The organism is Oscillospiraceae bacterium (genome assembly GCA_025758045.1).
Taxonomy (GTDB): domain Bacteria; phylum Bacillota; class Clostridia; order Oscillospirales; family Ruminococcaceae; genus Gemmiger.
Genome location: CP107208.1, coordinates 3,032,150 through 3,052,471 on the forward strand (window position 1 = coordinate 3,032,150; position 20,322 = coordinate 3,052,471).

The 20,322-nt window shown below is 59.9% G+C and carries 18 protein-coding genes; 7 read left to right on the forward strand and 11 right to left on the reverse strand.

Annotated features, from left to right (window positions below; all coding sequences use genetic code 11):
• Positions 1-22: 22 nt before the first annotated feature.
• Positions 23-1,924 carry a molecular chaperone HtpG gene (htpG, locus tag OGM81_14255; GenBank protein ID UYJ43460.1) on the forward strand — a complete coding sequence of 634 codons (1,902 nt, stop codon included), beginning with the start codon at positions 23-25 and terminating at the stop codon, positions 1,922-1,924.
• A 73-nt stretch (positions 1,925-1,997) separates the two neighbouring features.
• On the opposite strand, the gene OGM81_14260 is transcribed toward htpG, so the two are convergent.
• Positions 1,998-3,353: a HAMP domain-containing histidine kinase gene (locus OGM81_14260; protein UYJ43461.1), complete on the reverse strand. Its 1,356-nt coding sequence runs from the start codon at positions 3,351-3,353 to the stop codon at positions 1,998-2,000.
• The gene (locus OGM81_14265; GenBank protein ID UYJ43462.1) at positions 3,350-4,069 is read right to left on the reverse strand and encodes a response regulator transcription factor; all 720 of its coding nucleotides are present in this window, start codon (positions 4,067-4,069) and stop codon (positions 3,350-3,352) included. Before OGM81_14265 ends, OGM81_14260 begins: the two co-directional genes overlap by 4 nt.
• A gap of 331 nt (positions 4,070-4,400) precedes the next feature.
• Between OGM81_14265 and OGM81_14270 the strand changes: the two genes are divergently transcribed.
• The 4 genes from OGM81_14270 (at position 4,401) to OGM81_14285 (ending at position 7,268) form a co-directional block, all read left to right on the forward strand.
• Positions 4,401-5,321, forward strand: a complete 921-nt coding sequence (locus OGM81_14270) for an ABC transporter ATP-binding protein (protein UYJ43463.1) — start codon at positions 4,401-4,403, stop codon at positions 5,319-5,321.
• Position 5,322: 1 nt separating this feature from the next.
• Positions 5,323-6,075: an ABC transporter permease gene (locus OGM81_14275; protein UYJ43464.1), complete on the forward strand. Its 753-nt coding sequence runs from the start codon at positions 5,323-5,325 to the stop codon at positions 6,073-6,075.
• A gap of 3 nt (positions 6,076-6,078) precedes the next feature.
• On the forward strand, positions 6,079-6,813 hold the full coding sequence (locus OGM81_14280; GenBank protein UYJ43465.1) for an ABC transporter permease: 735 nt from the start codon (positions 6,079-6,081) through the stop codon (positions 6,811-6,813).
• Between the two features lie 65 nt (positions 6,814-6,878).
• On the forward strand, positions 6,879-7,268 hold the full coding sequence (locus OGM81_14285) for a hypothetical protein (protein UYJ43466.1): 390 nt from the start codon (positions 6,879-6,881) through the stop codon (positions 7,266-7,268).
• Positions 7,269-7,545: 277 nt separating this feature from the next.
• Here the strand turns inward: OGM81_14285 and OGM81_14290 are convergent, their stop codons facing one another.
• The 7 genes from OGM81_14290 to deoD form a co-directional block, all read right to left on the reverse strand.
• Positions 7,546-8,538, reverse strand: a complete 993-nt coding sequence (locus tag OGM81_14290; protein ID UYJ43467.1) for an ABC transporter permease — start codon at positions 8,536-8,538, stop codon at positions 7,546-7,548.
• The gene (locus OGM81_14295; protein UYJ43468.1) at positions 8,535-9,650 is read right to left on the reverse strand and encodes an ABC transporter permease; all 1,116 of its coding nucleotides are present in this window, start codon (positions 9,648-9,650) and stop codon (positions 8,535-8,537) included. Before OGM81_14295 ends, OGM81_14290 begins: the two co-directional genes overlap by 4 nt.
• Positions 9,647-11,212 carry an ABC transporter ATP-binding protein gene (locus OGM81_14300; GenBank protein ID UYJ43469.1) on the reverse strand — a complete coding sequence of 522 codons (1,566 nt, stop codon included), beginning with the start codon at positions 11,210-11,212 and terminating at the stop codon, positions 9,647-9,649. Before OGM81_14300 ends, OGM81_14295 begins: the two co-directional genes overlap by 4 nt.
• Positions 11,213-11,541: 329 nt before the next feature.
• A complete protein-coding gene (locus tag OGM81_14305) occupies positions 11,542-12,672 on the reverse strand; it encodes a BMP family ABC transporter substrate-binding protein (GenBank protein UYJ43470.1) in 1,131 nt (376 codons plus the stop codon).
• Between the two features lie 155 nt (positions 12,673-12,827).
• Complete coding sequence (locus tag OGM81_14310) at positions 12,828-14,003, reverse strand: BMP family ABC transporter substrate-binding protein (protein UYJ43471.1); 1,176 nt, start codon at positions 14,001-14,003, stop codon at positions 12,828-12,830.
• A 28-nt stretch (positions 14,004-14,031) separates the two neighbouring features.
• Positions 14,032-14,451: a cytidine deaminase gene (locus OGM81_14315; GenBank protein UYJ43472.1), complete on the reverse strand. Its 420-nt coding sequence runs from the start codon at positions 14,449-14,451 to the stop codon at positions 14,032-14,034.
• Position 14,452: 1 nt separating this feature from the next.
• Positions 14,453-15,184 carry a purine-nucleoside phosphorylase gene (deoD, locus tag OGM81_14320; GenBank protein UYJ43473.1) on the reverse strand — a complete coding sequence of 244 codons (732 nt, stop codon included), beginning with the start codon at positions 15,182-15,184 and terminating at the stop codon, positions 14,453-14,455.
• A gap of 103 nt (positions 15,185-15,287) precedes the next feature.
• Between deoD and OGM81_14325 the strand changes: the two genes are divergently transcribed.
• The gene (locus OGM81_14325; GenBank protein UYJ43474.1) at positions 15,288-16,202 is read left to right on the forward strand and encodes a radical SAM protein; all 915 of its coding nucleotides are present in this window, start codon (positions 15,288-15,290) and stop codon (positions 16,200-16,202) included.
• Positions 16,202-18,085, forward strand: a complete 1,884-nt coding sequence (locus tag OGM81_14330) for a hypothetical protein (protein ID UYJ43475.1) — start codon at positions 16,202-16,204, stop codon at positions 18,083-18,085. The genes OGM81_14325 and OGM81_14330 overlap by 1 nt, the downstream gene beginning before the upstream one ends.
• Positions 18,086-18,338: 253 nt before the next feature.
• On the opposite strand, the gene OGM81_14335 is transcribed toward OGM81_14330, so the two are convergent.
• Both OGM81_14335 and OGM81_14340 read right to left on the reverse strand, forming a co-directional pair.
• Positions 18,339-19,157, reverse strand: a complete 819-nt coding sequence (locus tag OGM81_14335) for an NYN domain-containing protein (GenBank protein ID UYJ43476.1) — start codon at positions 19,155-19,157, stop codon at positions 18,339-18,341.
• Between the two features lie 4 nt (positions 19,158-19,161).
• Positions 19,162-20,301 (reverse strand): class I SAM-dependent RNA methyltransferase, encoded by a 1,140-nt coding sequence (locus OGM81_14340; GenBank protein ID UYJ43477.1) that lies wholly within the window; start codon positions 20,299-20,301, stop codon positions 19,162-19,164.
• Between the last annotated feature and the right edge of the window lie 21 nt (positions 20,302-20,322).

Here is a 20,322-nt window from a genome sequence, read left to right on the forward strand (position 1 = left end):
AATAAAGCGAGGTCCTTTTATTATGGCTATGCACCAATTCAAAGCCGAAAGCAAAAAACTGATGGACTTGATGATCAACTCCATCTACACCAACCGCGATATCTTCCTGCGTGAGCTGATTTCCAACGCATCCGATGCCTGCGATAAGCGCTATTTCAAGAGCCTGACCGACACCAGCATCGGCATTACGAAAGATGACCTGAAGATCCATATCCAGCCCGATAAGGAAGCCCGCACCCTGACCATCACCGATAACGGTATCGGCATGACCAAGGAAGATCTGGAAAAGAACCTGGGCACCATCGCCAAGTCCGGCTCCCTCGATTTCAAGACCGAGAACCAGAGCGATAACATCGACATCATCGGTCAGTTCGGCGTGGGCTTCTACTCTGCCTTTATGGTGGCCCAGAAAGTCACCGTCATTTCCCGTGCCCAGGGCGCTGACACCGCCTGGAAGTGGGAGTCCAAGGGCGTGGAAGGCTACACCATCACCGAGGCCGACAAGGACGATGTCGGCACCGAGATCATCCTGGTGCTGAAAGACGACACCGACTCCGAGAATTACAGCGAGTATCTGGACGATTACACCATCGCCAACCTTGTCAAGAAATACAGCGATTACATCCGCTTCCCCATCACGATGTATCGTGAGAAATCCCGCCAGAAGCCGAAGCCGGAAGACGCCGGCGACGACTACAAGCCCGAGTACGAGACCTACACCGAGCTGGAGCCCCTGAACAGCATGGTCCCCATCTGGAAGCGCCCGAAGAGCGAGGTCAAGGACGAGGACTACAACGAGTTCTATAAGAACAAGTTCATGGACTACTCTGACCCGCTGCGGGTCATTACCAGCCGCACCGAGGGCACCGCCACCTACACGGCCCTGCTGTTTGTGCCCGGCCGCACGCCTTACGACTACTACACCAAGGAGTACGAGAAGGGCCTGGCCCTCTACGCTTCCGGCGTGATGATCATGGAAAAGTGCGCTGATCTGCTGCCCGACTATTTCAGCTTCATCAAAGGCGTTGTCGACAGCGAGGATCTGAGCCTGAACATCAGCCGTGAGACCCTGCAGAAGGACAGCCAGCTCAAGCTCATCCGCAACAGCCTGGAGAAGAAGATCAAGAACGAGCTGCACGCCATGCTGGTCAACGACCGCGAGAAATACGAGACCTTCTGGAAGAGCTTCGGCCGCCAGATCAAGTTTGGCGTCTACGGCGATTACGGCATGCACAAAGACCTGCTGGGCGACCTGCTGATGTTCTACTCCGCCAAGGAGCAGAAGATGGTCACGCTGGACGAGTACATCGAGAAGATGTCCGAGGGCCAGAAGTGCATCTACTTTGCTGCCGGTGACGACACTGACCGCCTGGGCAAGCTGCCCAACGCCCAGCTGGTGCTGAGCAAGGGCTACGACCTGCTGCTGTGCACCGAGGATGTGGATGAATTCTGCCTGCAGATGATGCACGATTACAAAGAGAAGGAATTCAAGAACATCAACGCCGGTGATCTGGGCCTGGAGACCGAGGAGGAAAAGAAAGCCGCCGAGGAGACCGCCAACGAGAACAAGGACCTGTTTGAGGAGATCAAGAAGGCCCTGAACGGCAAGGTCAAGGAAGTCAAGGTCAACCCCACCCTGCAGGAGCATCCTGTTACCCTGTCCAGCGAGGGCGGCATCTCGATGGAGATGGAGAAGGTCCTGCGCAAGATGCCTGGTTCCGGTGATGTGGAAAGCACCAAGGTGCTGGAGCTGAACCCCAACCACACTGTGTTCGCTGCGCTGAAAGCCGCCCACGAGGCTGGCGACACTGCCAAGGTGGACCAGTATGCCGAGCTGCTGTATGACCAGTCTCTGCTGATCGCCGGCCTGCCCATCGAGGACCCCGTGGCCTACGCACAGCTGGTCTGCGGCCTGATGAAGTAAGTTTACCCCACCGCACCCAGCTTATAAATAGCACGCCCCCTGCCGGAGTTTTCCGGCAGGGGGCGTTTTATTTTTACAGCGGCAGGGTCAAAGCAGCGGCTGCGCCGTGGGGCAGGGCTTGGGCAAAAGCGGCGGTGCCGCCGTGGGCGGCTAGGATCTGCTCTACCACATGCAGGCCTAAAATGTGCGGGGGATTCTCCCCTGTTTCGCCAGCCTGCAATACGGCCAGCACGGCGGGCGGGTAGCCCTGGCCGTCGTCGGTCACCTGGATGGTCAGCATGCCGTCCGCCGCATCCGCCCGGATGGTGACATGCACGGGGACTGCATTGTGGCCGACAGTGTTGTGCAAAAGGTTTTCGATGGCCCGCAGCAGCAGGGCTTCGTCCGCCTGCACCACCGTGTGTTCTGCCGCCTGGGTCAGTTCCAGTTCAAGGGTGCTGTCACCTGCGGCGGGGCTTTCGTAAAATTCGGCAGCACACCGGCGCAGGAACGGGCCGACCGTCACAGCCTTGCGGCGTAAAGGCTGTGCGCCGTATTGCAGCTTGCTGGTCAAGTTCAAATCGCCGATGAGCGACCGTATCTTCTCGCTTTGGGTGCAGATGCCCGCGGCTTTCTGCCGGGCTGCGGCAGGCAGGGCCTCATCCTGCTGCAGCTGCTCGCCCCAGCCCAGGATCAGCGCCAGCGGCGTGCGGATGTCATGGCTGACACCTGCGATCCAATCGGTGCGGGCGGTGTCCCTCCGGGCGATGATCTCATTGCGGCGGCGCAGCTGCTCGCCGGTCTCGTTCAGCTTTTCGGCCAGCTCCCCGGCAAAGCCGGTGGTGGGCAGCTGCACCGCGCCGCCCTGGGCTAAAGTGTCCAGCCCGTCGGCCACCGCCTGCAAATGGCGTGCCCCGCGCCAGCTGAACCACAGGCAGCACCCCAGCACCACGGCCAGCAGCACCGCTACCGGCAGCAGCCCGCCGACCATTGCCTCCATGCGTGCCTGCGGGGCGGTGATGTTGTATTTCCATTGGCTGTTGACTGGCTCTGCTGCCACAAACAGGCCGTAATCCGCCGCCCAGCACTGCACGGGGTAATCGGCCAGATACCAGCGGGAGAACACTGCAATGTCGCTGGCGGTGTAGCGGTGGTTCAGCGCCTCGGGCAGGTCTTGCTGCCAGATAACGTTGCCGTCCTCGTCCAGCACCATGGCCCAGGCATAGCCGTGCATCCACTCGGCCGGGGTGTGGGCGGCGTCCCATTGCAGGCCGTCGGCGGTGGGGTGCAGGGCCTCGGCCAGGGCACCCACTTTTTGCACACTGTCGGATGCGCCATTGTACCGCACGCCGGCGTAGATCGTCATGCCCAGCAGCAGCGCCACCACCACCAAAATGATACCCGCCGTGGCCAGTACATAGCGGCGGATGAGCCGCGCAAAAGTTTTCATCGCTGCGCCTCCCCTGCCAGCTTGTAGCCGATGCCCCGCACCGTCAACAGCCATTGGGGGCGGCTGGCGTTTTCCTCCAGCTTTTCCCGCAGGTGGCGGATATGCACGTTCAGCGCGTTCTCGCAGCCGTAATAGTCCGCGCCCCAGACGGCCTCGCACAGGGTGTCGTAGGTCACGATGTGCCCGCGGTTATCGGCCAGTTTTTGCAGCAGGGCGCGCTCGGTGGCGGTCAGAGGCAGGGTCACGCCGTCAGGGCGGTACACGGCAGCATCGGCCAGATCGACCTGGCAGTCCCCCAGCTCCAGGGCAGGCGGTGCGGCGCGGCACAGTTCGGCCCGGTAGGCGCGCTGCAAAATACGCTGCACCCGCAAAAGCAATTCCTGCATCAAAAAGGGCTTGGTCAGGTAGTCGTCCGCGCCAAGGCCCAACCCCAGCAAGCGGTCAGCGTCAGCGTCCCGAGCCGAAAGGAACAGCGCGGGCACATCAGCCTTGGCGTGCAGCTGGCGCAATAGGGTAAAGCCGTCGCCGTCCGGCAGGTTGATGTCCAAGATCATCAACTCCGGCGCAGCAGCGGCAAACAGTGCCCGGGCCTCGGCACATGTGGCAGCGGTGCGGATGCAGGTATACCCCGCCGTGCGCAGGCTGTCCCCCACCAGCACCAGCAGGTCGGGGTTATCATCCACCAATAAAATCGATGCTTCGTAAATCGTCTGCATAGTCTCAACTCCTACCTTTATTATACACGCCCCGCGCACCGCTGCCAGCGTTCGTGGAAAATCTTAAGGCAAAATTAAGCTGGGCTTACGGGGCAGATAAGATTTGGCGTTTATACTGGGCTTGTACTTAAGGCAACACCGCACAATTCCCGCCTGACGGCTTAAGCACCGCTCCGGCGGCTGCGGCACGGCACCTGCGTTGCCAAAATGCTCGATAATACACAAAGTATTATCTGCGCTTTTGGCTTAGCAGCTGCCGCACCTCGCTCGCCGTATCGGCACTTAGAATTATGCGGTATTGCCTTAAGATACGAGTAAGGAGCGTGTGACTATGCAAAACGTGATTGAAACCGACGCCCTGTGCAAGCGCTATGGCAGCCATCTGGTGGTGGATCATCTGGCGCTGACCGTGCCGGAGGGCTGTGTCTACGGCTTTTTAGGCCCCAACGGTGCGGGCAAATCCACCACGATGAAGATGCTGCTGGGTCTGGTGCACCCCACCGGCGGCACGGTGCGGCTGCTGGGCCGGGAGATGACCGACGCCAACCGCCTGGCTCTGCTGCGGCAGACCGGCAGTCTGATTGAGTCGCCCTCCGGCTACCTGCACCTGACCGCACGGGAGAATCTGGAGATCGTGGCCGACTTAAAAGGTGTGCCCCACAAGGACATTGCCCGTGTGCTGGACATTGTACAGCTGACCAATGACCAGCACCGCAAGGTGGGGCAGTATTCGCTGGGCATGAAGCAGCGGCTGGGCATCGCCATGGCCCTGCTGGGCAGCCCCAAGCTGCTGGTGCTGGACGAACCCACCAACGGCCTGGACCCCGCCGGTATCCAGGAGATGCGGGAACTCATCCGCACCATGCCCGCCGCCACCGGAGCCACTGTGCTGATTTCCAGCCATCTGCTGGGCGAGATGGAGCAGATGGTGGAGCAGGTAGGCATCATCGACCATGGGCGGATGCTGTTTGAAGGCCCGCTGACTGAACTGCAGCGCCACAGCAAGGGTGCGCTGACCCTGCGGCTGCTGCACCCTGCCAAGGCTTTGCCGGTGCTGCAGGCCAACGGGCTGCCCACCGCCGCAGTGGGCGAGGATAACACCATCGCCCTGCCGCCCCTGCGGGACGACCTGCTGGCGGGCCTGGTGCAGGCCTTAGCGGACAGCGGCGCCGGGGTGGTGGGCCTGACCCAGCACACCAGGACACTGGAGGAAATTTTCCTGACGCTGACCGCGCCGAAGGAGGTGGGCTGAGATGCTGCAAGCCCTGCATGCCGAATGGCAGAAAGCCCGCCGACGCCACGATCTTGTGCTGTGCCTTACCTTTGCGGTCATCCTCTATCTCTGGCTGGGCAGCACCGCGCCCACCGGGCAGGATGAACTGGCCAACGCCTACAGTGCCCTGTTTTTCGGCGTGCCCATCATCAATACCATTTTGCTGCCGGTGTTGATGGCCGTACTGGCCAGCCGGTTGTGGGATGTGGAGGTCAAAGGCTATACAGCCAAACTGCTTTACACCCTGCAAAGCCGCCGCAGTTTGTTCTTCGGCAAGGCGGTGTTTGGGCTGGGGGAAATTGTGCTGATGGTCGCGCTGGAAGCCGCCGTCCTCCTGCTGCTGGGGCACACGCAAGGCTACACCGAGGCCTTTCCTGCCGGGCAGTTTGCCTACCTCAACCTCTGCACGCTGACGGTCTGCACCATGCTTTACTTTTCGGAGCTGCTGCTGGCGCTGTGGTTCAGCAATCCCCTGCCTGCGGTGTGCGTGGGCATCATCGGTGCGCTGCTGGGTCTGTTCTCAGCTTTTATGCCGCAGATTGCCAGCTATTTTGTGCCCTGGGGCTACTTTGTGCCGCTGTGCAGCTACGAGGTCAAGGTCTGGGACCAGGCCAGCCACACCGTACTTTACGGCACGCGGCCCTGCAACTGGGGGCTGTTGGTATTTACCTTTGGGCTGGCAGTCTCTTTGTTTGGCGTTTGCTGGCGCGTGATGTGCAATAAGGAGGTATGAACCATGCTGAAACGCTGTATTGCAGCCGAAAACCGCAAGCTGCACCGCTCGCCAATCTGGCTGCTGTTTTTTGTGATGCCGCTGATCTCGGCCAGTTACGGCACCTTCAACTACCTGCAAAATCTCGAAATCCTGCACGAGCGCTGGTACAGCTTGTGGACCCAGCACACGCTGTTTTACTCGATGCTGTTCTTCCCTGCCATGGTGGCGGCCTATGCGGCCTACCTGTGGCGGCTGGAGCATATGGGCCACAACTGGAATTTAATTATGGCCGCCCCCGTGCCGCCGCTGGATCTGTTTTTGGCCAAGTTCTGCGTGGTGTTTAAGCTGGCGCTGTTCACCCAAGTCTGGGAACTGACACTGTTTGTTGCCTGCGGCAAGCTGTTTGCCCGGTTTCCCGATTGGCCGCCGGTGGAACTGATTTTGTTTGGGCTGCGGGGCACAGTAGGGGCGCTGGCGGTGATTGCAGCGCAATTGCTGCTGGCCATGGTCCTCCGCAGCTTTGCGGTGCCGATCTTCCTTGCCATTGTCGGCGGCATCGTGGGCATGCTGCTGGGCAGCAAGGGGTATTCCCTCTTTTGGCCCTACTGCCTGATGCAGGCTGGCATGAACGCCAACCGCAGCGAGGATATTCTCGCCGGGCAGGGCGTGCAGTTTGCCGCCGCCAGCGCCTTTTGGCTGGCAGCCATGTTTGTAACGGCCTACTTGCTTTTAAAAGAACGTGACGTGAAAGCTTAATTATTGCCAAGCCCCCTTTTGTGCGGTATAATGAGAGAAAACTACCGCCAAGGAGGGCTTTTATTATGGCCTGGACTGCCACTGACTTTGCCGGGCGCGGATGCGGACGCCGGTACGAGAAAGAACTGGAGACACATTTCCGCGATTGTATGTTGTTTTATCTGGATGGCCGCATCCGGTTTGAGCGGTATTGCTACGGCGAGGCCGCGTGTCTGGTGTTCAGCGTATGGGGGCACGGCATCGACGCTGACGGTAAACTGCTGTGGGACCGGGAACCGGAATTTGAAAGCCAGCAGACCGCCCTGCCCCGGTATTTGACCGATGTGCAGGAGGACGGCAAAGCCCTGCAATTTGACGGTGCCCGCAAACGGTATATCCTGACCGAGGAATTTGATGAGGATAAACTCAATGGATATTCCAAATTCAAAGTTTTTTGGATGAAGCGGAAGAAGTAAGATACCGCCTAAAGCCTCCCTTGTGTAAAGGGAGGTGGCACGGCGCAGCTTTGACGGAGGGATTGAAGCGTTTGGATGGCACCCCGTGTCATACCGCAGACGGGACAATCCCCCACCGCCTTCGGCGGAGCCCCCTTTACACAAGGGGGCCTCTGCTATGGCTCTACAACATAAAAGGCATGCAGCCAAATCGACTGCATGCCTTTTCTTATTGATTTTGTTTAGAGTTTCTTCGGTTCCTTCTTTGCAAAGAAGGAACAAAACGTACTCCCGTAACTTAGCGGCTGCCCTTATCGTAGGGGATGCCCTCGGCCTTGGGGGCCTGAGAGTTCTTGGAGGTGAAGATCAGCACGATCATCGTGACGATATACGGCAGCATCTGGTAGAAGTTGGAGATCTCCTTAACGCCATCGAACTTCGGCAGGAAGGACAGCGACGAGCTGTAAGCCGCGATGACCTTGAACAGCGCAAAGAACACCGAGGATGCCAAGATCGGGAACGGTTTCCAGTTACCGAAGATCATAACTGCCAGCGCCAGGAAGCCATAGCCGCCCACGTCGGAGTTGAAGCCGGAACCGGCTGCCACCGTGTAGGCCAGGCCGCCGATGCCGCCCAGGAAACCGGAGATCAGCACGCCAGCGTAGCGCATCTTGTAGACATTGATGCCCACAGAGTCCGCTGCCTGGGGATGCTCGCCGCAGGCGCGCAGGCGCAGGCCAAAGCGGGTCTTGTACATGACGATATAGGCCACAATAAACAGGATGACGGCGATGGGGGTAGTCAGGTAGAAATACTTGAAGATCAGGTTGTTCCAGAAACTGGGGCCCTCCACCGGGGCGAGGCCGAAAGTTTCGCGGGTGATGCGCACCCAGCTGGGGATGGCGATGGTGGTCAGGCCCTGGCCCTGGATGGCCCAGGTCATAACGACTGCGAAGGCCGGGGCGAACTGGTTCAGCGCCGTGCCGCCGATGGTCTGGTCAGCTTTCAGGTTGATGGCAGCAAAACCCAGGAAGAAGGAGAAGATCATGCCGGTCAGGCCCGCCACCAGGATGGCAACCAGCATGGCCAGCTGCGGATGTGCCGGACCGAAGCCGCTCTGGTCAAACGCCTGCAGGGTGAAGCAGGCAAACAGAGCGCCAATGATCATCATGCCTTCCAGCGCGATGTTGATAACGCCGGAATGCTCACTGAACATACCGCCCAGGGCAACCAGCAGCAGCGGCACCGCAAACAGGACGGTCAAGCTGATAATATTAGCAGCGATCATCATTTGGCAGCGCCCCCTTTCTCTTTACGGCCGGAAACCGCCTTGGCGATCACGCCGCGCATCAGCAGGGCGAAAGCCGCCAGATAGATGATGACAGCGATCACGATGTCGATCGTCTCGGAGGAGTAAGCCGGCTGCATGGCAGCGCCGCCCACCTGGATGTAGCTGATGAACAGCGCCGAGAAGATGGTGCCGATGGGGTTAGAGCTTGCCAACAGCGCAACGGGGATGCCGTTGAAGCCCATGCCCAAAATGGATTTTTCGATAACGTACTGACCCGTGCCAGCCAGGTAGTAGATGCCGCCGCCGATGCCGGACAGCGCACCGGCGATGACCATGGACAGCACGATGTTGCGCTTGGCGTTGATGCCGGCGTACTGGGCAGCGTCGCGGCTGAGACCGCAGGCTTTCAGCTCATAGCCGAAGGTGGTCTTTTGCAGCACGACCCAGACGATCAGCGCGAAGATGATGGTCAGGATGATGCCGATGTTGATCCAGCTGGAATTACCGAACAGCCCGGCGAACGGGCCCTTGGGCAGGATGGCGCCGGGGTTGGCGGCAGACAGTGCCGCGGTACGGTCCGAGTTGGAAGCGCCCCAGCCGGAAGCCAGCATCTTGGGCGAGTTGGCCAGAATCAGATTGACGAGGTACATGCCGATCCAGTTGAACATGATGGAGGTAATGACCTCGTTGACGTTAAAGTATGCCTTGAACAGGCCGGGGAAGATGCCCCAGATCGCACCGCCGATGGCCGCTGCCAGCAGGCAGACGAACCAAGGCAGCTGAAACTGGATGGCGCACAGCAGGGCGAAGAACGAGCCCATGGTGTACTGGCCAGGTGCGCCAATGTTGAACAGGCCGGTCTTGAATGCAAAGCCGACCGACAGGCCGCACATCATCAGCGGCGCTGCCTGATATAATACCTTGCCAAGCTTGTCCATGCTGGCAAAGCCGGTGGTCATCATAGCCTTCATGCCTTCCAGCGATGCGCCGGGGTTCAGCACCACCAGCAGGATAAAGCCCAGCACCAGGCCGATGACGATGGACAGCAAACTTGCCAGAACGCCTACCACGCCGGGGTTCTGCAAAAGCGGCTGTTTGGATTTTTTACTCATGCTTTCGCCTCCCCTTGCTTTTTAGCGCCTGCCATGTACAGGCCCAGTTCCTCAACCGTCGTGGTCTTGGGATCGAACTCGCCCACGATCTCACCCTCGTACATAACAAGGATGCGGTCGGACAGGTTCATGACCTCGTCCAGCTCCAGGCTGACGAGGAGAACAGCCTTGCCTTTATCGCGCTCGGCCACGATCTGCTTGTGGATATACTCGATCGCGCCGACGTCCAGGCCGCGGGTGGGCTGGACAGCTACCAGCAGGTCGGGGTCTTTATCGACCTCGCGGGCGATAATGGCTTTCTGCTGGTTGCCGCCGGACATGCTGCGGGCGATCGTGATGGGACCCTGGCCGCTGCGCACGTCGTACTGTTTGATGAGGCGCTCGGCATAGTCCATGACAGCACTTTTTTTGATGAAGCCGTGGTTCTGGAACTCCGGCTGCCAGTAGCGCTGCAATACCATGTTGTCGGCCACGGTGTAGTCCAGCACCAGGCCATGCTTGTGGCGGTCCTCCGGGATATGGCTCATGCCATCCTTGGAGCGCTCACGGATGGGGGCGTGGGTGATGTCCTTTCCGTTGAGCTTGACCGTGCCGCCGGTGACTTTCTCCAGGCCGGTCAGGCCGTAGATCAACTCGGTCTGGCCGTTGCCTTCGATACCGGCCACACAGACGATCTCCCCTGCGTTGACCTTGAAGCTGACGCTGCGGACGGCGTTGTTCTTGTGCGCCTTGCTGGGCACGACCAGGCCGTCCACTTCCAGGATGGTCTTGCCCGGCTTGCAAGGGGCCTTGTCGACAGCAAACTGCACGTCGCGGCCGACCATCATGCGGGACAGTTCCTCTTTGGTGGTATTGGCAATATCCACGGTACCGATGCCGCGGCCCTTTTGCAGGACGGTGCAGCGGTCGGCAACCGCCATGATCTCATTCAGCTTGTGGGTGATGAACAGGATGCTCTTGCCCTCGGCCTTGAAGCCGCGCATGATCTCCATCAGCTCGTCGATCTCCTGCGGAGTCAGAACCGCCGTAGGCTCGTCGAAAATAAGGATCTCGTTGTCGCGGTAGAGCATTTTGAGGATTTCGACACGCTGCTGCATACCGACGGAGATGTCGCTGACCAGCGCATCAGGGTCGACTTTCAGGCCGTACTTCTCGCTGAGCTGCATGACCTTTTTGCGGGCAGCGTCCTTTTGCAGGAAACCATGGCGGGTATCCTCGACACCCAGAATGATATTGTCAAGAACGGTAAAACATTCGACCAGCTTGAAATGCTGGTGCACCATGCCGATGCCAAGCGCGTTGGCGTCGTTGGGGTTCTGGATCTTGACCTCTTTGCCATTTTTCTTGATAACGCCTTTTTCCGGCTGATACAGACCGAACAGTACGCTCATCAGGGTAGATTTACCGGCGCCGTTTTCGCCCAGCAGCGCATGGATCTCGCCTTTGCGCAGCTGCAGCGTGACATCGTCGTTGGCCTTGATACCTGGGAACTCCTTGGTGATGTGCAGCATCTCGATAACGAAATTATCTGCCAATCGGTACACGCCCCTTTCTATTTTCATAGTATATTAATTTATATTATATAAAAAAATCGCGTATTGTACAAGAGAAACTGCGCAAAAAGCGAAAAAAAGTTGGAGAAGGCGTACTTATTGGTGCAGCTGAAGCAGCCACTCCTCAGTCGCCTGCGGCGACAGCGCCCCTCCAAGGGAAGCCTTTAGCCTTCCCTTGAGGGAAGGTGGTGCGCAGCGCCGGAAGGCTGGCTACTTTAGCAGAGTATTTCCGTAGGAGTCGATGCTTGCATCCACCCCTACAGGTTCAACTTACTCTTATATATAAAAAACCGCCCCGCGCGGTTAAGCACGGAGCGGTTGACTTATTCAGTTACGAATTAGCCCTGGTAGTCCACGGTCACGTTGGTGACGGAAGGAGTAACAGCGGTATCGAAGCTGTCGTCGATGGTCAGGGTGCCGTCAACGATGGAAGCATACATAGCGTCGTACTGCTCCTGGGTGAACTTGTTGAACTTGCTGGTCTCCATGGGCAGGCCAACGCAGTTCTCGGCAGCGCCCAGCTTGGTCTCCTTGCCGGCGTAAGTCTCGGTGAACTTCCAGCCATTGTTCATGGAGTCGGTCAGAGCCTCGTTCACGGACTCGGCCAGGCCCTTCATGGCAGAGGTGATAACGGTGTCGTACCGGCCGGACTGGTCGACGTCAACGCCGATCATCTTGCCGCCGTTGGCCTGAGCAGCAGCGTCGCAGCTCTCGCAGACGGGGCCGCCGCAGGCAAAGACGACCTCGGTACCCTCAGAGTACCAGCCGTCCATCTTGTTCTTGACCTCATCGGTAGCAGCGAAGCCGCCGGAGTACCAGTACTTGATGTTGACATCGTCAACGCCCAGCTCCTTAGCAGCAGCGTCAGCGCCCTGCACGAAGCCGTAGCCGTAACGGATAACCGCGGGAACAGCCATGCCGCCCAGGAAGCCCAGCTCTTTGTAGCCGTCGTAAACAGCGGCGTAGCCAGCCAGATAACCGGCCTGCTCTTCCTTGTAGGTGATCAGAGCGGTGTTCTCAGCGGGGGCAGTGTCGCCCAGGTCGACGGTGGAAACGTCCAGAGCCAGGAACTCAACGTCGGGGTACTTGGCCTGAGCCTCAGCGATAGAGGAACCGAACAGGTAGCCGGCAACGACGACGGCCTTAGCGCCGTCATTGACAGCGTTGTCCATCTGCTCCAAACGGGCAGCGTCGGAGTCCTCGGTAGGACGATAGTAGTTAGCGTTCAGGCTGTTTGCAGAGCAGAAGTCCTGCACGCCCTGCCAGGTGTACTGGTTGAAGGACTGGTCGTCGATGTTGCCAACGTCGGTAACGAAAGCGACGTCGGTCTTGCTGCCGGAAGCAGCAGCCTCAGAGGTAGCCTCGGTGCTGGTAGCAGTGCTCTCGGCAGTGCTGGCGGAGGAACCGCCGCAGGCAGCCAGAGAGAGGGCCATGCAGCCGGCCATCGCCATAGAAATAAACTTCTTCATGGTGTAAGCTCTCCTTTGTCATGGAACCAAAAATGGTTTTTTCAGGGCAGGGGCCTTCCCTGCCGCAGTAGTTTCAGTATACCGCATTTTGGCGGGCATTTCAACGCAATAATAATCACAATTTCATTACAAAATGCAATTTTTGCGTTGTTTCATCAGTTTTGCTCCTCCACCATCACGTTGGGGGTGTCGGGCAGGGTGTTCATGTCGGCGTAGGCGTCCACCTTCAGGTCGCTGTTGCGCAGCTGGGTGTACAGGCGCTCATAGTCGTGCTGGCTCAGCTCGGCAAAACGCCAGTGGGGGCCTGCCAAGGCCACGGCGCCGGTGGTGTAGCCCACCTTTTCGCTCTGGCCTGCCACAGTCTGGTCCCAGGCGGCATTGCCGGAGAAGAAGGCATACAGTTCCTGCTGCACGGCGGAGTTATAGCACTTGATGGCACTGCCCAGGATCAGATCCGAGGAATCGTTCTGGTCATAGTCGCTGGCCATCACGCGGACCTCGTTGCCGCTGGTGGTCTCCTTGGCGGCGTCGATAGCACTGGCGATCAGGTTGCCGCCGTTGACGAAGAGCAGCGTGGTGCCGTTGTTGCACCAATCCAGCATGCGGTTGGTGGTGTCATCGCTGGCGCTGTAGGTACCGGCAAACCAGGTGCGCAGATCCACCGTAAGGCCCTGCTGCTCGGCCGCATACTCGGCCCCCTGCAAAAAGCCGGTGACGTAGCGCACCACGCCGGGGATCTCCTCGGCACCGATAAAGCCCAGCTGGGTGTAGCCGTCCGTCACGGCGGCGTAACCCGCCAGGAAACCGGCCTGCTCCTCCTGGAAGAGGACACAGTGGACGTTGGACTCGGTGGTATAGTTGGTGTAGCTGCTGTTGTGGGGCTCGCCGTCAAACAGCAGGTAGTGTACGCCGGGGTAGTTGTTCTGGATGTTGAACAGCGCCTGGGCCATGGTCTCGCCGCGGCAGACGACCAGCGCCGCGCCGCTCTCGGCGGCTTCACGCAGGGCGGCTTCGGCCGCCTCCACCGAGGTATCGGCGGCAGTGTGGTTCTCAGCCGTGTAGCCGTAGGTGCCGGCAAAAGTCTGGATGCCCTTCCACAGCAGGGTGTCGGCGCCGTCGTCCAGGCTGGCCTGCTCGGCCGCCAGGGCGATGGTTGCCCCGCCGGGCAAGGTGGCAGACTCGCCGTTTTCGTCAACCGGGGCCGTAAAGGTATAGGTACTGTCGTCCATCGGCACCGTGAAGGTCACCGTCTGGCTGCTGGCCTTGCTGCTGCAGGCGCACAGGCTTACCGCCAGCGCCAGGGTCAGGACCAGCGCAATGAATTTTTTCATGGGATTCGGGAAACTCCTTAACATAGGTTTAATCGAGGTTCGCCGGGCCGAAGCCGTAGGGCAGCAGTTCACCCAAGGTCGTCACGATGTAATCGTCCTCGCTCTTGGCCATGATAACGGTCAGGCTCGGGCCGCCGAACTCGAACAATGCCTGGCGGCAAACCCCGCAGGGGCCGGTGACAAGGGTGTTCTTCTCCCCCACCTTGCTGCCCACGATGGCAATCGCGGTAAACTCCCGCTCACCCTCGCTGACCGCCTTGAACAGGGCGGTGCGCTCGGCACAGTTGGTGGGGGTGTAACCGGCATTCTCGATATTGCAGCCTTTGTAGACCGTGCCGTTTTTGCCCAGCAGCGCCGCGCCCACATGGAAGCGGGAGTAGGGCACGTAGGCAAACTTCTGGGCTTCAAAGGCGTCGCGGATCAGGCTTTGGATCTCTGCTTTTTCCATATTACTTCTCCAAATAAGCATCCACGCCCAGGGCCACCTTCATCATTTCGGTAAAGCTGGTCTGGCGCTGTTCGGCGGTTGTGATCTCGGGAGAAACGAAGCTGTCCGAGATGGTCAACAGGCAGGCGGCGCGCTTGCCCAGCACCTTGGCATTGTGGAAAAGGGCGAAGCTCTCCATCTCGACGGCCAGGCAGCCCTTCTCGTCCCGCAGCTTTTCCCAATAAGTCGGCTTGGCATCGCTGGGCTGGCGGTAGAACACGTCCGAGGAATGGATGTTGCCCTCGATCAGAGGAATGTTCTGGGCGGCGGCGCTGGCACGCAGGGCGTTGTTCAGCTCGCAGCTGGGCTGCTGGATGTCGTCGGTGTCGCCGCTCTGGGTCACAGCGTAGTTGCTCTCCGAGTAAGCACCGGTGGCCAGCACCACGTCAAACAGCTTGGCCTTGTCGGTGTAAGAACCGGCAGAGCCGATGCGGATGATGTTCTCGACGCCATACTGGCTGAACAGCTCGTAGGAATAGATGCCGATGGACGGCATGCCCATGCCGCTGCCCATCACGCTGATGGGGCGGCCCTGGTAAGTGCCGGTAAAGCCGTACATACCGCGCACGTCGGTGACGAGGCGCGGGTTCTCCAAAAAGGTTTCGGCGATGAACTTCGCCCGCAGCGGATCACCGGGCATCAGGACGGTCTTGGCAAAATCGCCTTTTTCGGCGCGGTTATGAGGGGTAGACATAAATGTACTCTCCTTTTCAGGTTATTGTAATATAATAGTATACCACATTTCGGGCGTTTGTGGTAAAATCAAATGGAAAAAAGTTGTGAAAGAGGTTGGAACCATGCAGCTGCCGAATCCTTGTACCCTTTGCCCCCGTGCCTGCCGGGCGGACCGCGCCCACGGGCAGCGGGGTTTCTGTGGGGCCGACGGCACTTTGCGGGTGGCCCGCGCCGCCCTGCACCACTGGGAGGAGCCGTGCCTGAGCGGCGACCCCAACGCCGCCACCGGCAGCGGTACGGTGTTTTTTTCCAACTGCGCGCTGCGGTGCTGCTACTGCCAGAACTATCCCATCAGCCAGGGCGATGTGGGCAAAGAAATTACCGTGGAGCGGCTAACGGAAATCTTTCTTGAGCTGCAAAAGGGCGGCGCGAAAAACTTAAACCTTGTCACCGCCACCCAATACCTGCCCTGGGTGCTGCCCGCGCTGGATGCCGCACGGGCGGCAGGTTTTGCCCTGCCGGTCGTCTACAATACCGGCGGGTATGAGACGTTGGAGACCGTCAAGGCACTGGCTGACTACGTAGATATTTGGCTGGCCGATGTAAAATATGCCAACCCGGACCTGGCGGCCGAGCTTTCCGCCGCACGGGATTATCCCGCCGTGGCCGAAGCCGCCCTGCGGCAGATGCTGCGCCAGACCGGTGCGCCAGTGTACGATGACGACGGCTACCTGCAAAAGGGCGTCATCGTGCGGCACCTGGCCCTGCCCGGCCACACTGACGACAGCTTTGCCGTGCTGGCGCTGCTGGCCCGCATCCGGGACGAGGAGGGCGTGCCTTTCATTCCCAGCCTGATGAGCCAGTTCACGCCGTTTTATAAGGCGGCCGAACATAATTTGGGGCGGCGCATCACGACCTACGAGTACCGCAAGGTCATCGACGAGGCGGTGCGCCTGGGCCTGACCGACGGCTACATGCAGGAGAAAAGCAGTGCTCGGGAAGAATACACCCCGCCCTTTGACCTGGAGGGCGTGTGATGCTTATCGGTATCGCGTATCTGGCGCTGTTTTTGGCCGCCGGGCTGCTGTTGGCACGGTGGGCCGTGCCGGACGGCTCCCCTGCCGTGGCGGTCCCGCTGGGGTGCGGGTTTGGTGTTTCGCTGCTGGCGGCGCTGCCCGCCGGGTTCGCGCTGGTGTGCGGCTTCACGCTGCGGGCCGTCTGGCTTGCGGCTGCCGGGGCCGCCCTGCTTTGCGCGGTATTGATTTTTGCCGGGCGCGGACATATCCGTTTTGCTAGGGACCCCGACCGCGGCGCGATGTGGCTCTGCCTGCTGCCGGTGCTGGCCGTGACGCTGTACCTGCTGCACACCCATGTGCTGCACAAGGTAACCGGCACGCTGCACACCGGTCAGAGCTGCTACGGCGACATGCCGATGCACCTGGGGTTCATCGAGTACATTGCCCAGAGCGGCCAGTTCCCACCCCGGTATCCCCTGCTGGCCGGGGCGCACCGGTTCGGCTACCCGTTTTTGTGCGAGACCGTGTCCAGCGTGTTCCGTCTGCTGGGGGCCGGGCGGCGGGCGGCGTATCTGCTGCCGATGGTGCCTGCCTTTGTCAGCGTATACGGCATGTTCTGGCAGTTGGCGCGGCGGATGCTGGGCAGCGCGGGCAAGGCGTGTCTGGCGTTTTATCTGCTTTTCATGGGCAGCGGGTTCGGTTTTGCCTACTTTTTAAAAGATGCCGCGACGTTTAAAGGTATCTTTACCGGGTTTTACACTACGCCCACCAACTATACGACGAAAAATATCGTGTGGGTCAACCCCATCGTGGACCTGCTGATCCCCCAGCGGGCCACGCTGTTTGGATGGTGCGTGCTGTTTGCGGCGCTGTACCTGCTATGGCGATTCGCGTTTGAGGGTGAGTCACATCTTTGGCTGCCGCTGGCGGTGCTGGTATTGCCTCTGCCTCTTTTGCAGACCCACAGTGCGCTGGCGCTGGTGTTCCTCTGTTTGGCGGGCGGACTGTACACGCTGACCCACCGCCCCCGCACGGCCAAAAATTTGCTGCCCTGGCTGGGACTGGCGGCGGTGTGCGGCGTGTGCTGGCTGGCCGAGATGTCCGGCACGGTGCTGGCCCAAAGTCTGGACGGCACCAACATGCTGCGGCTGCACTTCAACTGGGTCAACGGCAACGGCGACGGCACGCTGAAAGACCCGTGGCTGTGGTTTTACGTAAAAAATATCGGGCTGGTGTTTCTGCTCATCCTGCCGGCTGTGCGCCATGCCGGCACCCGCCAGCGCTGGCTGTTTGGCGGCGGTGCGGCGCTTTGGCTGCTGGCGGAGTTTGTGGTGTTCCAGCCCAACAACTACGATAATAACAAGCTGCTGTTTATTACCCACGCCCTTGGCTGTATGCTGGCAGCGCAATTGCTGGCGGATTGGGCCAAACGGCTGCGCACCCCTGCCCTGCGGGCGGCGGTGATCGCGGTTTGCTGTTTTGTGGGCATGTTCGGCAGCGTGCTGACCGTGGGACGGGAGCTGGTGAGCGACTACCAGCAGTGGGACGCCTCTGACATTGCGTTAGCCGACTATATCAGCGAAAACGCCGAAAGCGACGCACTGTTTTTGACCAGTGACAGCCACCTGACTCCGGTGTTCGCCCTGGCCGGGCGGCGCATTGTCTGTGGTTCGTCCAGCTGGGTGTATTTCCACGGCATGGACTACGGGGCTGAGTATGCGGCCATGCAGGCTTTGTATGAGACCCCGGATGAGGATACTTTGCAGACCTGGGGCGTGGATTACGTGGTATTTGACGGCTCTGCCCTGGCCCGGTTTGACACTGATGAAGATTGGTATGCGGAGCGGTTCCCGGTGTGGTACGAGGATACGGGATGCACAATTTATAAAACAGCCGCGGCCTAAAGCCTCCCTCTTGGAGAGGGGCCAACACAAAGATTAACAGCTGGCACCCATCTGAATAGGTGCCAGCCGTTTTGTTTTTAGGCAACACCGCACAATTCCCGCCTGACGGCTTAAGCACCGCTCCGGCGGCTGCGGCACGGCAACTGCGTTGCCAAAATGCTCGATAATACACAAAGTATTATCTGCGCTTTTGGCTTAGCAGCTGCCGCACCTCGCTCGCCGTATCGGCACTTAGAATTATGCGGTATTGCCTTTATTTACTTTTCCTTGTCGTCCGCCGTTTGGTGGTCGTTTTCCGTGCCGCTTTTTTCGGCGCGGGGGCCGGGCGCATGTGGACGAACTGGATCGGATTGCCATTGGCCAAAATGCGCTCTTCCACTTCCAGTTCCGGCAGGGATGCCAGGAACTTGTTCAGGCTCTTGGAGCCGAAGTTGCGCACATCAAAGTCCGGATAACGCTTGATGAGCTGGTCGCCCACGCGGGAGGTGCGCACCCAACCGGTGCCGTCGTCCATCTCATCGATCATGCCGTCGATGATGCGGCCGATGGATTCGCGATTGATGGCGGTATCGTCCCCTGCGGCGGCGCGGGCACCGGCTTCAGCGGCAGGCACCGCCGGGGCGCTGTCGGCCTCGCCATGGTCCAGAATCAGGTCCAGATACTTGAACTGGTCGCAGGCTTTGACAAAGGGACCGAGAGCCTTGCTCTCGCCCATGCCGATGACCAGCTTGCCGGCCTCCCGCAGACGGGCGGCCAGGCGGGTGAAGTCACTGTCCGAGGACACGATGCAGAACCCATCCAGGTTGCCGCTGTACAAAAGGTCCATAGCATCGATGATCATGGCCGAGTCGGTGGCGTTTTTGCCGGTGGTGTAGCTGTACTGCTGGATGGGGATGATGGAGTTGTTCAGCAAAGCATCTTTCCAGCTTTTCAGCCGCACGTCCGACCAGTCGCCATAGATGCGCTTGCAGGCAGCCACGCCAAAGGACGCTGCTTCGTCCAAAATCACCTTTACATATTTCGGCGAGATGTTGTCCGCGTCAATGAGAATCGCAAGTTTCAGGTCCTGCATAGGCTTACCTCTTCTCGCGCTTGGGCTGCTCAAAGTACATATACAGCTGGCACGGGATCATACCGTTGTATATTTTGCGGCGGCGGGCGGCCTTTTTGCCAAAATGCTGCTCAAAGTCAGCATCGGCGGTGATGGCATACAACCCCTGCGCCGGGTGGCGCTGCCAGACCTGGCCCAGCGTTTTGGCCAGGGCGGCGGCTTCGCCCGCGTCGCCCAGGCGCTCGCCATAGGGCGGGTTGGTCAGCACGGTGGCGGCGTCGGCGGCGGTAAAGTCCTTGACGTCGGCCACCTCAAAGCGGCAGCGCTCCCCCACGCCGGCCAGCTTGGCGTTAGCGTTAGCCAGGGCCACAGCGGCGGGGTCGATGTCGTAGCCGATGCCCTCAAAGGCGGCATCGGTGCGCACCTCGGACAGAGCTTTCTGGCGCTGCTCGGCCCAAATAGACGCGGGCACAAAGTCGAAATGCTCGGCGGCAAAGCGGCGGCGCAGGCCGGGGGCCAGGTTCAGCGCTTTCTGGGCAGACTCGATGACCAGCGTGCCGGAGCCGCAGAACGGGTCCTGCACCAGACTGTCGCGGCGCACGCGGCCCAGGTCGGCAATGGCAGCGGCCAGCGTCTCCTTGATGGGGGCCAGCGTGGCGTTTTTGCGGTAGCCGCGCTTGTGCAGGCCGTCGCCGGAGGTATCGAGGTAGATCTCCACGGTATCCTTGCGCAGGGCAAAGCGTACCTTGTACAGTGCGCCGATTTCCGGCAGGGTGCTGGTCTTGTGGCCGGCCATCAGGCGCTTGACAATGGCCTTTTTTACGATGCTCTGGCAGGCGGGCACGCTGGAAAGCTGGCTGGACAGGCTGGAGCCCTTGACCGGGAAGGCCGCGTCGGCAGGCAGCAGTTCTTCCCAGGCGATGTTGTAGCAGCCGTCGAACAGTTCATCAAAGGTGGTGGCCTTGTAGGTAGCCAGCAGCAGCAGCACACGCTCGGCGGTGCGCAGGTTCAGGTTAGCGGCGGCGATGATGTCGGCCCCGCCTTGGAACGCCACGCGGCCGTCGGTGACCTGGATGTTCTGGGCACCCAGGCGCTTGACCTCAAAGTTCAGCGTGGATTCGGTGCCGAAAAAGCACGGCGCCACCATGGTATACAGTGTAGGCATAAAGATCCTTTCGTTATTATG